General features: G+C 32.2%; 21 protein-coding genes. 3 read left to right on the forward strand and 18 right to left on the reverse strand.

The window, feature by feature from the left end; all coding sequences use genetic code 11:
• Positions 1 to 38 precede the first annotated feature (38 nt).
• From hpdA to DP68_RS09820, 5 genes are all read right to left on the reverse strand, one after another.
• Positions 39 to 980, reverse strand: a complete 942-nt coding sequence (gene hpdA / locus DP68_RS09800; protein ID WP_035308972.1) for a 4-hydroxyphenylacetate decarboxylase activase — start codon at positions 978 to 980, stop codon at positions 39 to 41.
• A gap of 94 nt (positions 981 to 1,074) precedes the next feature.
• The gene (locus DP68_RS09805) at positions 1,075 to 2,346 is read right to left on the reverse strand and encodes an MFS transporter (RefSeq protein WP_035308974.1); all 1,272 of its coding nucleotides are present in this window, start codon (positions 2,344 to 2,346) and stop codon (positions 1,075 to 1,077) included.
• A gap of 15 nt (positions 2,347 to 2,361) precedes the next feature.
• The gene (hpdC, locus tag DP68_RS09810; protein WP_035308976.1) at positions 2,362 to 2,625 is read right to left on the reverse strand and encodes a 4-hydroxyphenylacetate decarboxylase small subunit; all 264 of its coding nucleotides are present in this window, start codon (positions 2,623 to 2,625) and stop codon (positions 2,362 to 2,364) included.
• A 4-nt stretch (positions 2,626 to 2,629) separates the two neighbouring features.
• Positions 2,630 to 5,347, reverse strand: coding sequence for a 4-hydroxyphenylacetate decarboxylase large subunit (gene hpdB, locus DP68_RS09815; RefSeq protein WP_035308979.1), 2,718 nt, complete (start codon positions 5,345 to 5,347; stop codon positions 2,630 to 2,632).
• Positions 5,348 to 5,475: 128 nt separating this feature from the next.
• Positions 5,476 to 5,979: an HAD family hydrolase gene (locus DP68_RS09820; RefSeq protein WP_035308981.1), complete on the reverse strand. Its 504-nt coding sequence runs from the start codon at positions 5,977 to 5,979 to the stop codon at positions 5,476 to 5,478.
• Between the two features lie 310 nt (positions 5,980 to 6,289).
• On the opposite strand from DP68_RS09820, the gene DP68_RS09825 reads away from it, so the two are divergent.
• Positions 6,290 to 8,698 (forward strand): glycogen/starch/alpha-glucan phosphorylase, encoded by a 2,409-nt coding sequence (locus DP68_RS09825; RefSeq protein ID WP_035308983.1) that lies wholly within the window; start codon positions 6,290 to 6,292, stop codon positions 8,696 to 8,698.
• A gap of 308 nt (positions 8,699 to 9,006) precedes the next feature.
• On the opposite strand, the gene DP68_RS09830 is transcribed toward DP68_RS09825, so the two are convergent.
• The 3 genes from DP68_RS09830 to DP68_RS09840 all read right to left on the reverse strand — a co-directional run bounded on the left by DP68_RS09830 (position 9,007) and on the right by DP68_RS09840 (position 10,930).
• Positions 9,007 to 9,243: a hypothetical protein gene (locus tag DP68_RS09830; RefSeq protein WP_035308985.1), complete on the reverse strand. Its 237-nt coding sequence runs from the start codon at positions 9,241 to 9,243 to the stop codon at positions 9,007 to 9,009.
• Positions 9,244 to 9,329: 86 nt separating this feature from the next.
• Positions 9,330 to 9,845 carry a hypothetical protein gene (locus DP68_RS09835; RefSeq protein WP_035308987.1) on the reverse strand — a complete coding sequence of 172 codons (516 nt, stop codon included), beginning with the start codon at positions 9,843 to 9,845 and terminating at the stop codon, positions 9,330 to 9,332.
• A gap of 431 nt (positions 9,846 to 10,276) precedes the next feature.
• Entirely contained in the window at positions 10,277 to 10,930 is a 654-nt protein-coding gene (locus DP68_RS09840) for a DUF6483 family protein (protein ID WP_035308988.1), read from the reverse strand.
• 207 nt (positions 10,931 to 11,137) lie between these two features.
• On the opposite strand from DP68_RS09840, the gene DP68_RS09845 reads away from it, so the two are divergent.
• Positions 11,138 to 12,007, forward strand: a complete 870-nt coding sequence (locus tag DP68_RS09845; protein WP_035308990.1) for a radical SAM protein — start codon at positions 11,138 to 11,140, stop codon at positions 12,005 to 12,007.
• A 466-nt stretch (positions 12,008 to 12,473) separates the two neighbouring features.
• On the opposite strand, the gene DP68_RS09850 is transcribed toward DP68_RS09845, so the two are convergent.
• From DP68_RS09850 to DP68_RS09860, 3 genes are all read right to left on the reverse strand, one after another.
• Positions 12,474 to 13,925 (reverse strand): carbon starvation protein A, encoded by a 1,452-nt coding sequence (locus tag DP68_RS09850; RefSeq protein WP_035308992.1) that lies wholly within the window; start codon positions 13,923 to 13,925, stop codon positions 12,474 to 12,476.
• A 135-nt stretch (positions 13,926 to 14,060) separates the two neighbouring features.
• The gene (locus DP68_RS09855; protein WP_035308995.1) at positions 14,061 to 14,780 is read right to left on the reverse strand and encodes a LytTR family DNA-binding domain-containing protein; all 720 of its coding nucleotides are present in this window, start codon (positions 14,778 to 14,780) and stop codon (positions 14,061 to 14,063) included.
• Between the two features lie 4 nt (positions 14,781 to 14,784).
• Positions 14,785 to 16,458: a sensor histidine kinase gene (locus tag DP68_RS09860; protein ID WP_035308997.1), complete on the reverse strand. Its 1,674-nt coding sequence runs from the start codon at positions 16,456 to 16,458 to the stop codon at positions 14,785 to 14,787.
• Between the two features lie 261 nt (positions 16,459 to 16,719).
• Here DP68_RS09860 and DP68_RS09865 point away from each other — a divergent pair, with 261 nt between their 5' ends.
• Complete coding sequence (locus DP68_RS09865) at positions 16,720 to 17,844, forward strand: M20 family metallopeptidase (protein WP_035308999.1); 1,125 nt, start codon at positions 16,720 to 16,722, stop codon at positions 17,842 to 17,844.
• Between the two features lie 72 nt (positions 17,845 to 17,916).
• Here DP68_RS09865 and DP68_RS09870 read toward each other — a convergent pair whose 3' ends face one another.
• From DP68_RS09870 to DP68_RS09900, 7 genes are all read right to left on the reverse strand, one after another.
• Entirely contained in the window at positions 17,917 to 18,732 is an 816-nt protein-coding gene (locus tag DP68_RS09870; RefSeq protein ID WP_035309001.1) for an MIP family channel protein, read from the reverse strand.
• A gap of 49 nt (positions 18,733 to 18,781) precedes the next feature.
• Positions 18,782 to 19,330: a BMC domain-containing protein gene (locus DP68_RS09875; RefSeq protein WP_035309003.1), complete on the reverse strand. Its 549-nt coding sequence runs from the start codon at positions 19,328 to 19,330 to the stop codon at positions 18,782 to 18,784.
• Positions 19,331 to 19,344: 14 nt separating this feature from the next.
• A complete protein-coding gene (locus DP68_RS09880) occupies positions 19,345 to 20,673 on the reverse strand; it encodes a 4Fe-4S dicluster domain-containing protein (RefSeq protein WP_035309005.1) in 1,329 nt (442 codons plus the stop codon).
• 96 nt (positions 20,674 to 20,769) lie between these two features.
• On the reverse strand, positions 20,770 to 22,179 hold the full coding sequence (locus DP68_RS09885; RefSeq protein ID WP_035309007.1) for an aldehyde dehydrogenase family protein: 1,410 nt from the start codon (positions 22,177 to 22,179) through the stop codon (positions 20,770 to 20,772).
• Positions 22,163 to 23,194 (reverse strand): cob(I)yrinic acid a,c-diamide adenosyltransferase, encoded by a 1,032-nt coding sequence (locus DP68_RS09890; protein WP_035309009.1) that lies wholly within the window; start codon positions 23,192 to 23,194, stop codon positions 22,163 to 22,165. Before DP68_RS09890 ends, DP68_RS09885 begins: the two co-directional genes overlap by 17 nt.
• Positions 23,195 to 23,206: 12 nt before the next feature.
• On the reverse strand, positions 23,207 to 23,485 hold the full coding sequence (locus tag DP68_RS09895; RefSeq protein WP_035309011.1) for a EutN/CcmL family microcompartment protein: 279 nt from the start codon (positions 23,483 to 23,485) through the stop codon (positions 23,207 to 23,209).
• 21 nt (positions 23,486 to 23,506) lie between these two features.
• Positions 23,507 to 24,286 (reverse strand): flavoprotein, encoded by a 780-nt coding sequence (locus DP68_RS09900; RefSeq protein ID WP_035309013.1) that lies wholly within the window; start codon positions 24,284 to 24,286, stop codon positions 23,507 to 23,509.
• Positions 24,287 to 24,288 lie beyond the last annotated feature (2 nt).

The following is a 24,288-nucleotide window of genomic DNA, read 5'->3' on the forward strand; positions in this document are numbered from 1 at the left end:
CCAGGAGTTTTTATTATATTAGCAACTGCTTACTTATATCAAAAGTTGGTTTCATGTCCTATATAACATGCAATTTCCCTATCTAAAAATAGATCTTGTATATAATCCATTTTATCCTGCGCAGTACCCTCTTCACTTTTATATGCATATTCCTTTCCTAACTGATTCCATTTGGAGTCTCCAAGTCTATGAAATGGTAATATGTTAATTTCAAACAATCCTAGAGAATTCATAAATTCTGCAGTTTGTATAATATTTTCATCATTATCATTAAAATCTCTTATTACTGGCATTCTTAAAACCAGCCTTCCATTCCAGTTTGACTTTGTAAGCTCTCTTATGTTTTTTAATATCAAATCATTATATACTCCCGTTTTTTCCCTATGCTTTTCTCTGTCCATATGCTTTATATCTATAAATGCAAAATTTATATATTTCATCACATCTAGAAAAGTTTCCGTATCCTTGTATGCTGTAGTTTCTATTGCAGTGTGTATATACTTTTGTTTACATCTTTCTAAAACCTTAATTAAAAATTTTGATTGTAATAGCGGTTCTCCACCACTAAAGGTAACTCCCCCTGTATCTCCCCAATATTGTCTATCCCTATTTAATATATTTATAAGGGAATCTATATCATACCATTTCCCACAAAGCTTTAAAGCTTCATAGTAGCACGCATTAGTACATTCAAAAGTATTACAACTTCTACATTTTTCCCAATGAATATTTAAAGACTTATCCTGATTTATACTTATTGATTGCTTTGGACAAACATTTATACACATTTCACATCCGTTATTAGATTTACACTTACTTTGGGCAAACATTAATTTTTCTCCATAATACCAGCTTTCAGGATTAGCACACCACTCACATTTTAAAGGACATCCAGACATAAAACAAATAGTCCTGCATCCAGGTCCATCATGTACCGAATAACTTTGTATATCAAAAATTAATCCTTTATTTTCTTGCAAGTTCTACTCACCCCTCCCACAATTAATCAAAGACTTTGCTTTAAAAAATTATTAATGTTTAACTTATCAAAGCAAAGCCTTTAATCAATCTTTGTTATTTGGCTGCTTCTTTTTTATTATCAATAGACAATGGTAATGATAAAGCTGCTACTATGGATACTGCAAAGGAACAAGTTGCAAATATTATAGAGTAAAGATAGCTTCCGGACCTGTCAAATAAAAATCCTCCCATGAAGCTTCCAAGAGCTGGTCCTATACCCATAACAACTAAAGTTGCTGTTCCCCAAATCTTGCCTAGTGTTTTACCCCCATAAATAGTACCTGCATATCCTGCAACTCCCCCTGGTTCAATTGCCCAGTAAATAGCGAATAATATACACGCAATTCCTCCTAGAATAATTGACTGTTTACTCATTAGAAGAAGTATGCACGCAATTACTCCCATAACTGGTGCAAAAACAAGCATTATTTTTCTGCCCTTTGTTTCATTTCCAACTTTTACAACAACCTTATCTGCTATGATTCCCATTAAAGGCATGGTGATTATTCCTGCAATACCTATCATTACATATAAATTAGTAGCTGTACCTAATGATAATTTAACATCCGTAGTCCAATAGGTAACAATTTGAGTCCAAATCAAAAATTCTGCTACCATACTAGTTAAAAAAGCAACTATTGCTCCCCAAATAGGAAATGTACCAAAGGCTTCTTTAACTGTCCATAAGTGTTCATTTCCAGATGCCTTTTTGCCTGGAGCAGTTCCAAATGCTTCTAGTCCGTAATCCTGAGGATTTTTCTTCGCTACAATTGCTGCAATTATAAGAGCAATTAATACCACTACTGAAAGCCCTCTCATTGCAAGTCTCCAGTCCATAGTAAGTAATATCTTTTTAACTCCTAAACTTAAAGCAACTTGAGCTACTGGCGCTCCCATAAAAGCAATGCCCCACATAGTAGCATAGGATTTCCCAATATACCATTTACGAACAGATACTGTAGAAGAAACCCAAAGCATACCTGTACCTATGCCTGCAAAAACTGCATAAGGAATTAAATATCCAAAATAAGTTTGAGCAAAACTTGTTACATAAAATCCTAAAGCCGCACATACAGAGCCAATAGCATAGGCAGGTTTAGTTCCCCACTTATCTATTATCATACCGCTGAAAAATGCTGTTACTGCATATACCATCATCATGATTGAGTATCCAAGGGAGACCTTGGATACACTCCATCCAAGGTCTTTAGTCATTGGTCCTAAGAGTACAGAAAAGGTAGATCTGTATCCAAATAGACAAAATACTGCTAGCCAAGAAGCAAGTACAACCATGTGACCTAATTTACTTGCTCTTCTATCTTCCATAGACTTTCCCCCTAATTATTTTTTTTCATATCCTTCACAAGTTACTCCCATAAGCTCTCCATAGGTCCAATACTCTTTATTAAGTCCACTACATATTCCCATATTATCTGCATTTGGATTTTTAAACTTGCTGCAATTTTTACATTTTGGCGCTTCGTTAAAATTCCCACATACTTCAGAATCTATAAATATAATAGAATTTGTTTTTCTACATATTCCTTTAGCTACGTCTATAGATGCAAAATTCAAACAATCATTGTGTTTATTGTTATTTGTCATAATACTACACCCCTTCATATTCTGTTCTTGCAACTACTTCATCTTGGATTGGTTTTCCTATTTCACACCAATATTGAGTAAATCCCGCTACTCTTACCATTAAATCTCTATAATTTTCAGGCTTCTGTTGAGCATCTTTTAAAACCTTAGAGTCTACTATATTATATTGAATATGATATCCACCCTTTCTCATATAAGCTCTTGTAAGATCGAGAAGTTTCTTTGCTCCTTCCTCACCTTTTATAGCACTTGGATGAATCTTTAAGTTCATTTGAGAATTTTGTGATTTAGTATGATCCCAGATAGTTGCAGAGTTAAACAACGCATAAGCTCCATTTTTATCTGTTCCAGGATATGCAGACATAGATCCATCTGAATACGTTGTTCCTGCCAGCCTACCATCTGGAGTTGCAAGTGTTGCTGCTCCCTGGGCACCATGAGTGGATACAGAAATTTGACACGCATACATCTTCTTACCAAATAGTGATTCATAGTTATGAGTCATTTCACAGAACCAATCTTCATATTCCTTTAGAATACTATCTGCGTACGCATCATCATTTCCGTATTTAGGCGCAAGTAAGCAATCTCCATATATTTTGTCATACTTACTTCCATCTTCTCTCTTTTCCTGATCTGCTAGTGAGTAACTTCCTACTTCTGATGCAGTCTTAAATCCAAAATTATTAAGAATCGCTTCTTGCACTTCTTCCAAAGTGTATTTTTTATCATCATATACAAGTTTCTTAATTGCCGCTAATGAGTTAACCATATTTATAGTTCCACAGCTCTCAACATTATAGGTTGCATTATATCTATATCCCATATTTCCAATATGCTGCCCTTTGTCTAGACAATCTGGTTTAAGCATTGAGCTAAACACTGCCATATTATTTTTTCTCCAGATGTCATGCTGAATATTATTTGTTCTAGCAAGGCAATCGCAAGTTATATTATAATATTCTTTATAGATATTCCAAAACTCTTCATAGCTTTCAAGCTTTTTGTTGTGAGGAGGATATACTTGAATATTTGTTCTGTAGTCCTTACCATTTGTTATCACTAGTTCCAATATTTTAGGATTTGCAATAAAGTGTACTCCTACGCTGGTTGGCTGTCCTGCTCCCCCTGGAATAAAGTATTTCTTTCCATTCAAAGTAAGCTCTTTCCATGCGCAAGGTGATGTTTCTAAGCATCCTCCTATGGCAAAGGATCTAGCTTCTTCTACTGTCATACCTTCTCCTGCATACTGATTTAATATAAATTGCATACCACCTTGATTATTCATCCATGCTGGATATCCCGCTCCAGTTTTATCACATTCAATGCATTTGAGTAAAAATTCTTCTGGAAGCTTTTCATCATATAAAACTGATAATGTTGGTTGAGGAGATCCACAGGTAATTCCAGCTTCAACTATTAACATTTCAAGTTCATTAGCTGCAGATTTACCATCCTTAGTGAGACCACCTAAGCTTAAGTTATTAAATGTATTTCCTGAAAGCACTCCGCCTACAACTCCTGTAGAAGCAAAGCAATCTATACATGTAAATTTAACTCTATGAAGCTCCAATAATTCTAAAGCTTCCTTTTTAGTAAGTCTTCCTGCTTCTAAATCCTGTTCAAACCAAGGATAAAGCACCTGCCCTACTCTTCCTGGTGAAAGCCCTGAAATGGCATCTTCATTTAAACAAGCAATATGAATAGTATAAGTAAGCTGTAGTGCTTCTTTAAAAGTTCTTGGCTGATTGTGAGCTATCCATTCTAAGCAATTTGCTATTTCTTCGTATTCTTCTCTTTGTGTTTCATCCTCTGTTATACTTATAAGTCTCCTAGCTTCTTTCACATAATTTAAAATCCAGTTTTGTATTCCCTCTACTACCAACTTTACAGCCTCATAGAAGTACAACCTGTCCATACCTATTACTCCGTCTCCATCAGCATTTCCAGCTACTTCCCTCTTACATTCTTCAGCCATTTTTATTAATCCATCAAATCCATATTGAAGAGGATAATAATAATTTATAACTTCTCTTCCTTGTGGAAGTGTAAATCCTGAGTCAAACATACATATTAAACTTTTCATTATATTTTCTTTGATTTGATAACTTGGAACCATTTGCTCATACTTATGTCCTAAATCTTCTACAGATTTTCCTACCCATGCCTTTGCCAGTGTTACCAATGCAGGAACTTCTTCTTTTCTAATGCCAAACTTTCCAGCTATAGATACTACATTTCCAAAGCTATTAGTAACATTTCCTCCGCCAGTACCAAATTTACTTAACTCACCAGCACTAGCACTTCCTCTTTTTAAAGCTTCTTTATAAAGTTCATCTTCCTTTGCTACAAAGAATCCTTCTGAAAGCCAAGGCATTGGAAATGATCCTCTGTAGTAGTTAGTTTTTTGCATTACAAGCTTTTCTCCTGGAAAAATAGTTGGAGTTAAATGTGAAAATGCACATTTTAATGCCTCAGCTCTTCTGATTACATTAACTTCTCCTTCTAGCTCATTCCATCTTCTTGTGTACCAGTATGGAAATTCTGTATTAGTGGAGGATAGTGTATTATAGTATATATCTCTTAGTTTTTTTGCTCTTTCCGTAGGTTCTTTTTTTACTTCTCTATCTACTAGCTCCTCCGGCGCAGTCCCTCCCGCTTGAAAATTAATAGGTAATCCTTTAGCTGCTAATATGTCTGCTAGCTTTGTCTTTATTGACATTTTATCTCCCCCTAATGTCTCAAAAATTGTTTTACAACCTATAAATATGTTTATACCTATTTTTTTATTACTTTACAAAAAGTTCAAAAACTGCAGTAATAGCTACTACAGTTTGAAATTATCTATTTTTATTTATATTTTAATATCTTTTTTATTACTTTGAGCAAGTTGCTTCCATTTACGTTAGCTTTATCACAAAATTCTCCAATCTTACCTGTTTTACATCCTGCCTTTATCCCAGCCTCCACATCGGTATCCCTGTCTCCTATCATCCAGCTTTCTTTAGCATTTATATTATATTTTTCTATAAGCTCAAGTAACATGGTAGGATTGGGCTTTCTACAAGAAGCATTTCTATCATAAAAGGGACAGTATACTATTTCCCTTATCTCTCCATAAGGTTCTATTTCTTTTATAAGCTTTTCATGTATCTTTTCAAGTTCCTCTTCTGTTAACGTTCCTACTTCAATCCCTCCTTGATTTGTTACTACAAATATACCGTATCCAGCCTCAGTTGCAATTTTAATTCCTTCCTTTGCCTCTTCAAATATTATTAAGTCTTCAGGAGTACGTACATATTCTTTAAAATCATTTATTACTCCATCTCTATCTAAAAATATTGCTTTATTCAAATACACTAACCTCCTGTATAAAAACTTGTTATTACATGAAATAAATAAAAAATAATTCTTATTATCTAATAACCAAGTTCACGAAAAATTTTCATTATAAATATTAATACTGCATTTATAGTTGTGTGCATAATAAACTATTTTGAATAATATAAATTATAGTTTATATAAATATATAATAATTTATTATAATTATATCCTTAATCCATAAAATTCTCAAATATGTTAAACTTTATCACCTTTTTTATTGACTAATAGTTAATAAAAATATATCATATGAAAATACAGTAAATAAAGAGGAGGGATTTCCTTGAATATAGATAAAGAAAAAATTAAAACCGACTTTCGGCAAAATCTCATCAATTTATATTCCATAGATATTGATGAAGCTTCTGCCTTTCAGAAGTATGTTGCCTTAGGTTTCTTAATAAGATCCTATGTTGGAGAAAATTGGTTAGAAACTAATAAAAAATATGCTAACAACAAAGATAAACAGGTATATTATTTTTCTATGGAATTCTTAATTGGTCGGCTTCTTGGTAATAATATGATGAATCTAGGGATTTATAACATATGTAAAGAAGCGTTAAATGAACTTAATATAAACATAAACGAACTTGAGGAAGTTGAAAGCGATGCTGGACTTGGTAATGGCGGTCTTGGGAGACTTGCTGCCTGTTTTTTAGATTCCATGGCATCTCTTAATATTCCCGGTCATGGTAATGGGATAAGATATAATTACGGACTTTTTGAGCAAAAGATAATTGATGGATATCAAATAGAGGTACCTGATAAATGGTTAAAAGAAGGTAATGTTTGGGAAACTAGAAAGCCAAATAAATCTGTTACTGTTGATTTTTATGGGACTGTAAAGCATATATATGAAAATGGCAAAACAAAATTTATACAAGAAAATACAGAAACAATACTTGCTGTTCCCTATGATACTCCTGTTATAGGGTATAATAATAAAACAGTAAATACTTTAAGACTTTGGAGCGCCGAACCTATTGATAAGGATTTTGACTTAAATTTGTTTAGCCAAGGAGAGTATTCTAAAGCAGTTGAATACAAGTCATCTATTGAGTCTATAACCAAAGTCCTTTATCCAGATGACTCCACAGAAAAAGGAAGACTCCTTAGATTGAAACAACAATATTTCTTTGTAAGTGCTGGAATTCAAAGTATAATTCGAAGATATAAAAAACTTAGCAAACCAATAACCGATCTTCCTAAATATATTGCTATACAAATAAATGATACTCATCCAGCTGTTGCAGTACCTGAACTTATGAGAATATTAATAGATGTTGAAGGACTTCATTGGGATGAGGCATGGAATATAACTACAAATACTATAGCTTACACCAATCATACAATTCTTGCTGAAGCAATGGAAAAATGGCCTGTAGATATATTCAAGGGACTTCTTCCAAGGATCTATATGATAATAGAAGAGATAAATAGGCGATTTTGTATTGAGGTTATAGATAAATTTAACGATTCAAATAAACTAAAGGAAATGTCAATAATACAAGATGGATATATAAAGATGGCATTCCTTGCTATTGTCGGAGGACATTCTGTAAACGGGGTTGCCAAACTCCATACAGACCTTTTAAAAAAGCAAGAACTATCTAATTTCAATGAATTTTATCCTGGTAAATTTAATAATAAGACCAATGGTATAACTCACAGACGATGGCTTTTAAAAGCTAATCCAAACTTAAGCAATCTTATAACTAAAAATATTGGAGAAGGTTATATATACGAACCACTAGACCTAATAAAATTAAAACCTTTTGCATATGATAGTTGGTTTAGAGAAGAATTTCATAAAATAAAAGTTAATAATAAAATTGAATTTTGTAAGTTTGCTAAAGATAAATTTAATATGGACATAGATCCTAATTCCATATTCGATGTTCAAGTTAAAAGATTGCATGCTTATAAAAGGCAGATTTTAAATTTATTTAATATAATGGATTTATATTTTAGACTTAAAGATAATCCTGAAATTGATATTATACCTAGAACGTTTTTCTTTGGTGCTAAAGCTGCTCCCTCTTATCATCTTGCAAAACAAACTATAAAACTTATTAATACTGTAGGCGATATGATAAACAATGCTCCTTGTGTGAAGGGAAGAATAAAGGTTTATTTCCTTCCTAACTATTCAGTATCCTTAGCAGAAAAAATAATTCCTTGCGCTAATGTAAGTGAACAAATCTCTACTGCTACCAAAGAAGCATCTGGTACTGGAAACATGAAATTTATGATGAATGGTGCCATTACCTTAGCTACCTTAGATGGTGCTAATATTGAAATAAAAGATGCTGTAGGAGAAGAAAATATAGTTATATTTGGACTAAACAAAGAGGAAGTTTTAAACTACCAAAAAAATCGCAACTATAACTCCTATGATTTTTATAATTCTGACATGAGGATAAAAAGAATATTAGACTGCCTTATAGATGGTTCGTTAAATCCTAATAAAAATGAATTTAAAGATATATATGATTCTCTTTTAAGTGGAAATGATGAATATTTTGTTTTAAGAGACTTTGCAGCCTATGTAGATGCACAAAATAAAATAGATGCTCTTTATAGGGATAAGGATCTTTGGAACAAAATGTGTGTTATAAATATTGCTCATTCGGGAAGATTTTCTTCCGATAATACCATCAAAAGATACTGGGAAGACATTTGGAGCGTATAAAAAGGATATTACGACATTTTTAATGTTAAACCTTCCGTATAGGTTCTGCCTTTAAGAAAGCGTTCACTGCGCAAAGAAGCTCTAATATTTATAAATTAAAATCACCTAAATTTTATAAACTCGCTGTCGCTCAGACAGTATAAAATTCTTAACGGTGCTTTACATTTATAAATAAAGAGCTTCTAATTGCTTGTTCAACGCTTTCTACAATGCAGAACCCATACTAAATTTAACATTAAAAAGTTTCCCGTAATTCACATTTTAATAAAATTATGTCTTAACATTTTTTCTCGTTTTTCATGAAGATATCATTGTAAAAACTCACTAATTAAAACTTGCAACTCTTTCTCATCATAATATATCTCATCGCTAATAAACTTTTCAATCTCAATAGTTCCATCGTTCATAAATTCTATTTCCCATCTTTGCCCTGGAACTGCAACCTCAACCATAATACTTTCTGCTCTTATTTTATTCAAGCCATAATATATGCTATTTTTATCCAACGTATTTAAAAATTCGTTTATGTCTTTAAATTCTTTCATACTCAACTCTCTACTTAGTTAAGACATAATGCTTCACAACATCTTATAGTTGTGTAACAATATAAGGAAAATGCGTATTAACTGCTTTATAGTTTTCGGATAATCTTTAACCCCTTATATGTATCTAAAGAATTAACCTTCATTGCATAAAAAAATGTAGATTCTGATATCGGAAGTTCATAAATCTCTCCATGAGAAAATTCTATATAGCTTTTAAATTCCTCAATAATTGATTTGATATCTAATGTTTCATAAACTTTAGTAGAAAAAGATAATGTAATATGATTTGGTGTACCACCACAATATCTAACAACATATGTGTTGTAATCAAAGACCGCTTGTTTAAAGCCATCTGGAAGTGAATATATACTAAGATTTTTTAAGGATTCTCCGTTATCTATTGCTTTCATAAATCTTCTCTCTACTCTTTTAATGGTTAATACTTTCCCCGACTTAAATGTTTCACTACTTATCTCCACATAATTAGGAATATATCCTAATCGTTCAGTTAGAGATTTGCAATACTGATACCAATCTCTCCATATTTGTGGGTTATCTTCGACTTTCCAATATATGGTTATTGAGGTATTAGTTTCTTTCATATTAATCACCCTTTAATGCCTAATTATAAAATTATGACTTCTTATCGATGCGACACAATATAATACAATTGCCCATTTATCTAATTATATATTACTATGTAACCTTTCGGGCCGCCCTAAAAGATATTTATGTGCTAATTCCTAAAACATCTTAGAAATTCAATTAGCTGAATTCCATTCTTTAGCAGTTTTCATGAAGGCATTTTTAATGCTGGAGAGTGTAGAATTTTTATCGTAGAAGGCATTGAATGAGCTTTAAAAGGGCTTTATTTATAAATTGAAAATACCGTTAAGAGCCTCCTACTGTTTGAGCTTACGGCGAGTTTAGGAGGCTTAGGTATTTTACATTTATAAATATTAGCCCTTTTTGGCAAAATGAACACCTTCCTAGATAAAAATTCTATACGACCCCCAGCATTAAAAATGTCGTCCTATTTTGAACTCAGAGAACTTTTTGCTTCCAGTATTTCTTCTCTTGATAAATTACCTTTTTCTAAAACAGCATCATCTAGTTTAAGCAAAAAATCATAAAATTCTTTCGCAAAGGTTATAGAATCTTCATCCTTGCCTGTAGCATCAAAAAGCTCATATAAATAGTCTTCTCCTGATGCAAAATCTCCTACTTCTTTGTAGTAACTTATAATTCTTTTTAAAGTTTCCTCAGAAAGAACATACCCTGAAGTCTTTTCTATTATAACGGGTATATCTTTAAAATACCTATTAAGATCAGTTTCTTTATCACATAAGAAAGCTTCAATAAATAGATTTAAAGCCTTTATATATATGTAAAAACTTTCGTTATCTTTTCCTTGAATAGCTAATATATGTGCTCTTTGTTCCAATAACTTTGATATTATAATAGCCTTATCTTTTTCAATTTCACCACCGACTTTTAATATATCAATTAAATTATCATTACTCATAGAATTGAAAAATAGGGAATTAAGTCTAAATAAATTGCTAAATGTCTCATCAATAAGTCGTAAAGCTGCATCGTAGTCTTTATCGTTTGTTAAATTAAGAACTTCCTCAAAGCTTTCTTCAAATTGATTTGTAAGTCTTTTAGAAAAGTTACTTTTAAGCATAAAACTATTCCTCCATTTTAACTAAATTATTAACAGCTAAATTATACCATAACTTAAACTTCCATAATACTTCATTAAATTTTTGCATTATTAGTTTTATTATGTATATGTTATAATTTACATACATCACGGGTTAAAATGTGAAATATATATAAGTACTTTAATATTTTAAATAAAATAGAAATTAATGAAAGGTAGTGAATAGGTATGAGATATGAAGGAGTAGTATATAGACCTCCAAGTGAAGCGTATAGTTTAATAGTGCAGGCAACCGTAGGGTGTGCCCATAACAAATGTACATTTTGCAGTATGTATAAAGATAAGAAATTTAAAATCAGATCTCTAGAAGATATATTTATAGATTTAGAAATGGGCCGTTCATACTATAAAAGAGTAGATAAAATTTTTTTAGCTGATGGCGATGCCCTAGTTCTTAAAACAGAAAATTTAAAGTCTATTCTTAGAAAGATAAGGGAACTATTCCCTGAATGCACACGAGTTGGTATTTACGGAACACCAGGAGATATTCTAAGAAAAAGCATAGATGAGTTAAAAGAGCTTAAAAGTGAAGGTTTAGGAATTGTATATCTTGGAGTGGAAAGCGGCAGTAATTTAATACTTCAAAATATCAAAAAAGGAGTTACTGCTGAGGAAATGATACAGGCAGGTAAAAAGATTAAAGAGAGCGGATTAACTTTATCTGCAACTCTTATTTCGGGGTTGGGTGGAAAAGAAAATTTAGAAGAACATGCTAAAGAGTCTGCAAAAGTCATAAGTGAAATTGATCCTGATTATCTAGGACTTCTTACTCTTATGTTTGAGTCAGAAACCCCTCTATATAAAGAAGTTCAGGAAGGTAAATTTAAGCTTTTACAACCAAGTGAAATAATGATGGAAACAAAACTTTTAATAGAAAATTTAAAGGTTACAAACTGCGTATTTAGAAGTAATCATGCCTCAAACTATGTATCTCTTAAAGGCACTTTGCCAGAGGATAGAGAAAATCTTCTAAATAAAATAAACTCCGTTCTTCAAGGAAATCAAGGTTATAAAAGCGAAGCCTTTAGAGCACTATAAAAGGATATTACGACATATTTAATGTTGAACCTATCGTATGCGATTTGCATTTAAGAAGGCGTTCACTACGTAAAGAAGCTCTAATATTTATGAATTTAAATCACCTAAACTTTTTAAACTCGCTGCCGCTCAGACAGTAAAAAGTTCTTTACGGTGTTTTAAATTCATAAATAAAGAGCTTCTAATTGCTTGCTCAATGCTTTCTACAATGCAAATCCCATACTTATGTTCAACATTAAAAATTTCGTTCAGGCTCACTGCTGAAGGAAGGAATTTCGTTTTGACGAAATTCCGTTAAATTGACACTTATAAAAGGGCTAGTAGGCCCGCAAACCGATGGGTCGCAAGATATTAAGTATTCTATTTTTTATCAGAAGTCTTTTATTGTACTCCCCTATCTTTAATTTACAATTTTTTTTATTTAGCGTAAGCTCCTGTAACGTTAAGGACTGCCGTCGTAATATTTCTATGATTGTAAACTAGCTTTATTTGCATTCACCTTAACTGTAACCTTTTTAGCTGTCATTAGGAACCATGTTAGAGCTAAAATTGCTCCTATTATTCCTGCTGGCAATCCAATTCCCATTGATAATTTAAATCCTTCTGGTGCAACTATTATATAAGTTATACATACTGCAGTCATAAATACAGCTGGTACTGATGCCATCCAATGACTTCTTCCTTTATAAACTAAATACATTGCGGATGTCCAAAGAACTATTGTAGCTAATGTCTGATTTGACCATCCAAAGTATCTCCATACTATTCCAAAGTCAATTTGTGTTAAAATAAATCCTATTATAAATAATGGTATACTAATCATTAACCTATTTTTCATAGATTCTTGCTTAAAGTTTATAGAATCGGCTATTGTAAGTCTTGCACTTCTAAACGCTGTATCCCCTGAAGTTATAGGACATGCTACAACTCCAAGTATTGCAAGTATCCCACCAATTTTCCCTAGTAAACTATTACATATTATATTTACAACTGCACCCGCATTGTTACCGTTTTCTGCCATGAACTTAGTAAGTCCCTCAACTCCTCCAAAGAAAGTCATTGATGCAGCTGCCCATACTAGTGCAATTATTCCTTCTGCTATCATTGAACCATAAAATATTCTTCTGCCTTGTCTTTCACTTGTAATACATCTAGCCATTAGTGGTGATTGTGTTGAGTGAAATCCTGATATAGCTCCACATGCAATAGTTATAAACAGCATTGGAAATAAAGGATAACTTTCTGGTTTAACGTGCATATTGTTAAGATTTCCTGCAATTTCTGGTATATTATATCCACCTATTATTAAAGCTCCACCTACTCCTACACACATTATTAATAAACATAATCCAAATAAAGGATAAACTTTTCCTATCAGCTTGTCTATTGGAACAAGAGTAGCTATTATATAATATGCAAATATTATATATAGAAAAGTTTTAAGTCCTATAGAAGGTACTAATCCATTTAATATTCCTGCTGGTCCACTTACAAATACAACTCCTGTAAGAACAAGTAGTATGACTGAAAATACTCTCATAAAGTTTTTAAAACCATTACCTAAATATTTTCCTACAACTTCTGGAATACTTGCTCCATCATGTCTTACTGATAGCATTCCTGAGAAATAATCATGTACTCCTCCTGCAAAGATAGATCCAAATACAATCCATAAGAATGCAGATGGCCCCCACATTGCTCCTGAAATTGCTCCAAATATAGGACCAAGTCCTGCTATATTTAAAAATTGAATTAAGAATATTTTCCATTCAGGCATTGGTACAAAGTCAACACCATCTTCAAGTCTTATTGCTGGTGTTTTTATTTTGTCGTCTGCCCCGAAAAGCTTTTCAACAACTTTACCATAAATGAAATAACCAACTATTAACGCAATAATTGAAAGTATAAATGATATCATGCTTCTCCCCCCATTTAAATTAAATTTTAAGCTACCACTTAACCTAAAGTTAATTCTATGGCTAAATTATACATAAATTTAATAGAATATTTTCATTTATTACGCCAAATAACAAAAAAAGCACATAAAGTGCATTTATATGCCCATTAAGTGCTTAAATGAATTTATATTATTTCTACTTACAGGTATTTCTCCTTCTGTTCCTTTTAGTTTAATCATATAGGTATTATTGAACCAAGGTATTATTTCTACTACTTTTTCTAAGTTTACTATATAGGATCTATGAGTCTTAAAAAACATGTTTGGGGGAAGTCTTTTATAAATCTCTGATATACTACAATTTTCTATGTAGCTGTCATTTATAGTATAAATTAATGTCTCCCTTTCTTTTGCCTCGCAATAACAAATATCACAAATATCTATTACTTTTAACTTATTATTCTTCTTTAATGTAATTTTATTACCTATACATGGTGTATTTTGTTTTTCTTCTCTATCTTCTAAAGCTTCTAACTGCGTCAAGGTCCTTATAATCCGCTCTTCTGAATAAGGCTTTAAAATATAATCAAATGCTTTTATCTCAAAAGCATCTACTGCATGCTCTTTATATGCTGTTATAAAAACAACAAAGCTTTTCTTTTCAAAGTTATTAACTATCCGTGCCAAAGCAACGCCATCTAATTTAGGCATGTTTATATCTAAAAATATTATATCTGGCCTATTTTTTTCAATGTATTCAAGCGCTTCTATAGAATCTTCAAATTCACCATCAATATCTATATTACTAAATTCACGTATAAAGTGCTTCAACTCTTCTCTTGCTGGATATTCGTCATCTACAATTATACAATTCATAAAATCATCCTTTCAATGTTTCCACTATAAAAGTAGTTCTAGTTCCTTTATCTAGCCTTTCCATTTGAAGTCCTTTTCCATAAAGATATTTTAATCTATTATTTACGTTGGATATTCCTATTTTATTTTCCTGCATATTGTCATTATATACTCTTTCTATAACTTTCTCTGAAATTCCTACTCCATCATCTTCAATAATAACTTTAGCTTTATTATTCGTTATCTTTTTCACGTAAATTTTAACAGTACCCCTTTTGCTTCCTTCTAAAATCCCATGTTTCACAGAATTCTCAACTATAGGCTGTATTATCAAGCTTGGTATTTTTATATTTATATCTTCATCTATATCATAAATTACATTTAATTTATCTCCAAATCTAGCCTTTTCCACTTCTACGTATGCTTTTACTTGTTCTAACTCTTTATAAATATCTACTAAATTATCCCCTATCTCTAAATTATATCTTAAATAAGTAGATAAATTAATAATAAGTTCCCTTGCTTTATCCGGATTTATACGTACAAATGAAATAATGGTATTTAAAGCATTAAATAAAAAATGAGGATTTATTTGAGTTTGCAGTGCTTTTATTTCAGCCTTTGTTGCCATTTCCTTAAGCTTCCCAAGCTTACTTATTTCAAGCTGTGTAGATATAATTTGTGAAAGCCCTATTGCTAAATTTGTATTTCTAAAGGATATAGCATCTTCCTTACCATAATATATTTTTAAGGTGCCTATTATTTCATCTCCATCCTTTAATGGCGCTATAATAGCTGATCTTAATGGACACGTACCGCATGAACAATCTATTTGCTCTGCATTTGTTAAAATTAATATTTCTCCCTTTTCTATAACCTTTTCTGTGGCACCAGTTAAAATATCATTTCCCTTAATATGATGGTCCTCCCCCATGCCAACATGGGCTAGAACGTATTTTTTATCCGTTATCGCTACTGCATCTGCATCGATGGATTCCCTTATAATTTCACAAATATTTTCAAAAGAATTGCTATTGATTTCTCTAAAGTATGGTAATGTCTTATTAGCTATTTCTAGAGCTATCTTTGCTTGCTTTGCTGCAATTTGCTCTTTTTCTTCAAAAATATTTTGTATTAATAAAATTAATATTGATATGCCTATAGCATTTGTAAATACCATAGGGATATATATATATTTAACTATATTTAAAGCTGTAGAAAATGGCTTCGACATAATAAGAATTAATACCATCTCTAAGCTTTGCATAAGTGCACCTCCAATAAGGCCATAAATCCATTTGTTTTTATAATTTGAGTACTTATAAAAAACACTGGTTACAATTCCTGAAACAATTGTTGCAATAGCACATGGAACTGCAGTAAGAGTACCAATATTTATTAATAATCTATGGAGCCCCGCAATAATTCCAGATGCAATTCCTACAAAAGGCCCACAAAGTAACCCTCCAGCTACAACCCCAATAATTCTTGTATTTGCTATTGCACCATTTATATCCGTTCCCATATAAGTTCCTAGCACACCAAATCCACCAAATATTATAGATAGAATAATTAAATCCTTCTTTTTAAATTTATCTTTTTGTATTATATTTTTAAAACTATTAGACCTTGATACAATAAATCCTACTAAAATCACATAACCCATATTATTAGTAAGATTTCTAATTAATTCCATCATTACCTCCATCTCCTACGCTTAAACTAAAAACATCTTTTCCAAATTATTTTATTTTGTATACACTAACACTTCACTTATAATATATACAATTATAGCATAATCATTTATGCTTTATTTTAGAGTTTTTTACAAAACTATTGCATAATTATAAGCACCATGCTATACTAACATCAATTTAAAACACAGTTGGATATTGCTAAATTACTCCATAGAGGTGCTGTAATTAAAGACCTTAGCATTTTTAAAAGGAGATGTATTAAAATGAATGTAAAAGATATTATCTTAAGTAACCTTTCTGAAATTAAGAATTTGAGAGAAATCTTGCATAAAAATGCAGAACTAGCTCATAAGGAATTTAAAACTCAAAAAATAATAATGGAAACACTTGAAGATCTAAATATAAAATATAGCCCTTGTGCTGGCACAGGTGTTGTAGGAGTATTAAGTACTGATGCGACTTGCATAGGTGTTAGAGCTGACATAGATGCTCTTCCTATAAATGGAGTATTTCATGGTTGTGGACATGACTATCATACAGCTATAGCACTCGGAACTGCAATGGTACTAAAAGAAATGGGCTTTGATAAATGTGTTAAGTTTTTATTTCAACCTGCTGAAGAGCTAGACGGTGGCGCCTACCCTATGATTCAGGAGGGTGCTTTAAAAAATCCTGAAGTTAAATATATGATAGGTTTTCATGTTTGGCCTAATTTAGAAGTCGGAAAAATAGAAGCTCCTGATGGTCCTTCTATGGCTTCCGTAGATGACTTTTCTATAAAATTCAAAGGCGTTGGTGGTCATGCTGCTATGCCTCATTTATGTAAAAATCCTATTTATCCCGCTATGGACTTTATACAAACTATGAATAATAAAACTAAAATGGAAGTAAATCCTTTAAACCCTCATGTATTAACTTTTTCATCAATTAATGCAAATAACACGGCATCTAATGTAATACCTGAAAAAATAGAGGTACTTGGAACTTTAAGAACCTTTGATACGGCTCTTGTTGATAAAATTAAAAAAGATTTATATGAAACCTGTGCTTTTTCAGCTAAAAAATATGATTGCGAATATGAATTAAACTTTCAAGTTGCATACCCTCCTTTAACTAATGATAAAGATTTATGTGACAAATTTTATAAATCTGCTGTGAATACTTTAGGTGAAGAAAATGTGTTAACTGCTGAAAAAACCTTTGGTGCAGAGGATTTTGCTTTCTTTGCTCAAGAAGTACCTTCAGTACATTTTAGAGTAGGTATAAGTGATGACAAACAAGGTTTACATCCACTTCACTCCCCAGTGTTTGATGCAAATAATGATGCAATTTTTTATGCTATTTATACTATAGTAAACTTTATATTAGAAGTAAGTGATGAAATTTAGAATTTCTATCAATTTAAAAATAGAGAGTCCCATATAGTATTTAATCAATACTATATGGGACTCTCTAAAAATTTACACTGACGTGCTTTTTCCTGATACTTTCTTATTTATTAAGTTTGGCAAATAAGGTACAACTAATTTTTCATATATACCGCCACCTAAAATTGCCCCTATAATTGGTGCAAATATTGGTACAATCAGTCCATAGCCATTAGGGCCAATAACTGTTGATCCCCATCCTGAGAGTAAGGCTACAAGTCTTGGGCCAAAATCACGAGCTGGATTCATTGCAAAACCAGTTAAAGGTCCATAAGACGCTCCAATAAATGCTACAGTTAAACCAATAGCTACTGCTGGTATTCCTGCCTTAGGAGAACCCTCGTTGTTTCCATCAGTTACTGCAAAAATAACCAGTAACAAAACTGCTGTAATACATACTTCAATCATAAAAGCATTAACCATAGATATATTGGCTGCTGGGAATGTACTAAATATTCCAGCGGTAGCCCATCCATCTTTTGATGCCCTTATTATGTTTTTACTACTTTCAAAGGCTGTAATAGTTGTTCCATATAACCCGTAAGTTAATGCAGCTCCTAAAAATGCTCCAATCACTTGAGAAATAATATAAGGGATAATCTTTTTTTTATCAAAGCCTTTCCATACTGCAAGAGCTATTGTTACTGCAGGATTTAACTGTGCTCCTGAAATTGATCCCACTATATATACCGCCATAGTTATTGCAAGTCCCCATACTAAGCTTAGTTCCCAAAATGTCACATTAGTTCCTGCTGTAACAAGTGCTGCAACAACTCCTGTTCCTATGAAAATGAAAAGAAATGTACCAATAAGTTCTGCTAGACATTCCCCAAGCAAATTATTTTTCATACAATCTCCCCCTATATTTTAATTATTATAAATATATTTAAATAAAGCTTTATAATAAGTGCTGCAGTAATTCCTTACTAGGCCCTGATATTACAGCTTTATTTACAAGCATTCCGCTTTCAAGTGCAGTACCTGCTCCAACTGTTACTGCATTTTTAACCGAACTAATTTCTCCAGTGAAAGTTATAAAAGCTTTCCCTCCTATCCCCACTCCCAATCTTACTTCTATTAGATCTATATTGGCTGACTTAACAGCAGCGTCGGCTGCAACAATAGCTGCAGCAATACTAAAAAACTCCAAAACGCCTAAGTCTTTTAGTTTTTCAATATTTCCTGATGCAGTTATAGCTGGAATTACCTGTGGATGAACATTTGGTAAAATCAATTTATTTACCACATAATTTTCCCCTAAGCTCATACCATGATTAATAGCAGTTTCTACAGCACCTACGTTTCCTGTGATTAGGATTACATATTTGCCTGGGCAAACACTTTTTGCAAAGATCAAATTAACTTCTGCAGCCTTTAGCATTTCATCTGCAACTTGAATTCCCCTAGCTATACTATTTAATTCAATCATACCTATAGTTCTTATCATTTTATCACCTCAGCTTAAATAGCTTTTATTGATATACTATCACTTATTTCGAAAATTACGCCCCCAATAGTTGCATGAACATCGGACCCCATTTTCCCTTCTTCTATCTTCCCTATGACTTGGCCTATCTCTACAGTGTCCCCTACCTGGATTACCGGAATTACTCCAGCACCTATACCTTGTCTTAAAGGAATTTTTACTTCTTTTGGATTTACTTCTTCCCCTTCTTGAAGCCTTTGCTTTTTATACTTATCTAAATGTAATCTTGCTATTAACCTGTTGGTAGGTATTTTTCTGTACTCCCTCATTGTATTAGCTGTAAAATTATTGGTTTTGTTTTGCCATTTTTCACCGTTGCTCCTTAACTTACCTTTCAAATAAATGTTTATTCTCTTTGGTGATAACCCCATAGGGCAAGCATACATTTCACATATTCCGCATTCGCAACATATAAGTGCTTGTTTTATGACTTCATTATCTAACTCATTTAATGCAACACTTCTCATAATCTTATGAGGATTTAACGGATGTCCAATTAAATTTCTAGGGCACATGTCTGTGCAAAAGCGGCATTGTATGCAAGCTGATTTTGCTTGATTTTTCATATGTTCAATAGTTAGCTTTTCTCTTTGGATTAAATAATGATTTTCAGAAATTACAATAATTGCTCCATCCGTTTTTGTTATAACTATATCTTTTATTTGATCTTTTGAAATCTTTCTTCCCATCATTGGTCCACCGATAATTAATGAATAATCCTTTATAAGTGTTCCACCACACTTATCTAAGACATCTTTTATCTTTGTTCCTATGGGCACTTTAATGATTGAAGGTGTCTGTATTTCTCCTATAACTGTAACAAACTTATATGTAACCATTTTTTCTTCAAGTGCTTCAAAGATATTGAATACAGTACCTGCATTTGATACTACAGCGCCAACATTTAAAGGTATTCCTCCTGGTGGTATTGTTCTTCCTGTAACCTCATAAACTAAGATTTGTTCATCTCCAGCTGGATAAAACACTCTACTTAAATGCAGCTCAACTCTAGAATTAAATTTTTTTACGGAAGCCTTTAGTGCCTCTATTTCTTCATGGTATTCTTCTTTTAATCCAATAATTATGTGTTCTGCTTCAATAGTTCTTCCAATTTCTTCTGCTGCTTGTATTATTTCATCGCTGTTATTTCTCATTATATACTTATCCGATTGAAGTAATGGCTCGCATTCTAATCCATTTATTATGAAATATTCCACCTTACAATTTAACTTAAGATGAGTAGGAAATCCAGCTCCACCTGCACCTATAACTCCAGCATTTTTGATTTTTTCAAGCAAATCCAAAATTCACCCCTCCTTTTAGATGAGAGTTATGAGTTAAGAGTTAAGAAAAATATATATCATAATATTAACTCCTTACTCTTAACTCTTATTTAATTTCTATACAATTCTAAATGCTTCAACCATTGTACATCTTCTTTTTCTTGTAAAACTTAATGCATTAGTAAGCCCTTCCCCTGTTGGTCCTGCTATGGTAAAGGTTGTATGTCCTTCTCCTCCAAATCCAATTCCTGCATAAGATGGTGCATTTTTAACGAATATCGTAGTGTCTATAGCTCTTGCCATCTTAGTTAAATTATCCACATTTTTGGAATGCATAATTGCTGTATGTCTATTCCCATGTTCATCTTCCACAGCAAGTTCTAAAGCTTCCTTAAAGTTCTTAGCCTTAACTATTGGAAGAATAGGCATCATGAGCTCTTCCTGAACAAAGGGATGGCTGTTTTCTGCTCTGTAAATTAAGCATTCAATTCCATTTGCTGCATCTTTTCCTATGCTTTGCAGTAAATACTTAGCATCTTTCCCTATAAACTTCTTATTTACGGAATACGTATTTGATTCTCTATCATAAATTAAAACTACATTAGCTAACTTCATTGCTTCCTCATCATTTAACTCGTATACTGCTTTATTGCATTTCATTTCTTTTATAAGTTCTTCATAAACATCCTGAACTACAATGGCTTCTTTTTCAGCTATACATGGCAGATTGTTATCAAAGCTACATCCAGCAATTATATCTCTTGCTGCTTTCTTGATATCTGCAGTTTTATCAACAACTACTGGAGGATTTCCCGCACCAGCTCCTATAGCCTTCTTTCCTGTAGAAAGGGCCAATTTAACTATAGCAGGTCCTCCTGTTGCAACTATCATCTTTATCTTTTTATGATTTAATAATATATCAGTATTTTCTAATATAGGTTTATTAACTGCTGTAATTAAATTATTTGGTCCGCCTGCGTCTTTTATGGCTTTGTTCAATTCCTTAATCATAGTTAATGATGCATTGAAAGCTCCTGGATGAGGTGAAAATACTACAGTATTTCCTCCTGCAAGCATTCCTATTGCATTGCAAGCAACTGTAGCTGCCGGATTTGTAGATGGTGTAATTGATCCTATAACACCAAAAGCACCATTTTCTACAAGTGTAAGTCCTTTATCACCTGAATAAGCAGTTGTATTTAAAACTTCAGTTCCTGGCGTTTTTTCTGCTGTCAGCTTTAGCTTTAAATATTTGTGATCAATCCTTCCCATGCCTGATTCATTAACGCAAAGTGTTGCAATGTTCATGGCATTATCAATTATCGCCTTTCTCATAGCATCTATTAATTTTTCTCGTTGTTCAATTGAGTATTCAGAATACTTTTTTTGTGCCTCATAAGCTGCTTCTATGGCTTCTTCCATGGTATCAAATATTCCATCACTTACGTCATTTTTAATATCTCTTTTACTCATTTCCTTTAAGACTTTTTCTATTATAAGTGATAACTCGTTACTTTCTAATTCCACTTTTTACTACCTCCTCAAAAGCATTTAATCCACATTGGGCAATCAACACATCCTGCTCAACTGTACCGCCGCTAACACCTATTGCGCCAACTATTTCTTCATTTATTCTTAGAGGAAATCCGCCACCAAAAGCAATTATTTTCTCATTATTATCAATTCCATAAAGTTCTCCAGTTGGCAATGACAGTTCTCTTAAGTCACCTGTGGATATCTTAAGCACTGCAGCTGTATATGCTTTTTTTTCAGCTATTTCTATACTGGCTAAAAGAGAATTATCCATGCGGGTAAGAAGTATAATACTTCCATTAAAATCTGTTACACAAATAACCATGGGTACTCCCACTTCATATGATTTTTGTATACACCTTTTAGTTACATATTCAGCAGTTTCTCTATTAATAGCAATTTTACTTATGGTAATTTCATTACTCTTTTTCGCCTCTGAATTATTCAATACTTTATTATTTTGTGTAAAGTTCTTTATATTTTCTTCTGTCTTTTTCATTATGTCTTTATAATCAAAATATCTAGCTATAGCATAAATAGTATCAGATAGTCTATTCACGTATTTCATCAAATTTTCATTAACATCATAGTGGGCAGTAAGCTCTGCTATATACCTCTCAGCTCTTCTTATATCTGTTCTTGCAACATCAAGATAAGCTGATTCCACAGTACCTCCCGGAACTATAAATCCAGTTTGTGAAGGCTTAAGTTCATCCATGCTATCTATGGTCTCTTCAAGAAATCTTATATCTTCATCGCTTATTCTTGTTTTAAAATAATCCGTTCCTATAGAAGCAAGTTCAGCTCCAACTTCAAATAAAGTCTTTTGAATCTTTAGGAGTTTATCTAAAGTATTTTTTTCTTTAATATGAATTTTCGCCATGCCAATAGACGAATTTGCTTCATCTATACTTCCATAAGCCCATACTCTTAGATCATGTTTTTTTGTCCTATCTCCACCTACGAGACTTGTACTTCCTTTGTCTCCAGTTTTGGTGTATATCTTCATTTTTCCACCACCCTAATAACCTAAATCCCATTCAATAGAGTCTACAATCCCTATAATAGATGCATCAGCAGGTATTACCTTATCTGAGATATCTGTATATCTTGCACCGCTTCCAGTGACTACAATTACAGTATCCTTTATTCCACCGCCTACTGTATCTATGGCAACTATAGGTTCTCCAATGGTTTTTTCATTTTCATCTATATGTTTAACTATCAATAGCTTGCTTCCAATAAACTTTGGATCCTTTTGTGTTGATACAACATTTCCAACAACTTTTGCTAAAAACATATCTATACTCCTTTACTTTTGTTAACAATAGTTAACATTAATTCCATTGTTGTATATATAATCCTTTGCCAGTGGAGTTAATAAAGAACCTTCTTTAACCCAAATTTCTTTTGAATTATTAGCCGCTAACATAATATCTTCTATAGTTAAAATTCCTGATAATTTTTTAATATTGCAGGTTTCTTCTTTATTTACAACAGTATTTTTTATTGCACTTTCATGATTTAAGTTCTCGTTTGCATTGCTCATAATACTAAACCTTGCATTTATAGTTCTTTTTATGTCAGCAGCATTTATAAACTTAACGCCAAAGCTTGTCAGTTTATCTTCATAGCCTAAAATAAGCTTATTATATGCTGCATTTTTGTTAAATCCTAAGCTTATATTTACTTGATTTTGAGGATCAAAACTATCTTTGACAACAATAACTTCTTTGTTCATCATAATGGCCTCAGCTATTCCCGTTGTTACTAAGTTATCCTCAATGCCTGCAGCACATTTAGCTAAAGTGTTTCTGGTCATTATTGGAACTATTATTATGTCGTCTTCTCTCACTGCTTTAGTAAGCTCCACTTTGCAATCTATTAACCTACCATTCAAATTAGTAATGTATTCTTCTGGTATAACCTTTTTAGATGCTTCTGTCATTACTATGTCATATTGAAGCATTTGCATAGAAGATAGTGTCTCAAAAATGCCTTTTAAATTTACAGCACCGCCAGATATAAATAAAAGTATTCTTTTATTCATCTTATTTACTATTTCAGCAATTATAGGCCTTAGTAAATCTTCAATATTCATTT

Origin of the sequence: Clostridium sp. HMP27, assembly GCF_000765165.1 — a bacterium.
Classification (GTDB): domain Bacteria; phylum Bacillota; class Clostridia; order Clostridiales; family Clostridiaceae; genus Clostridium_AK.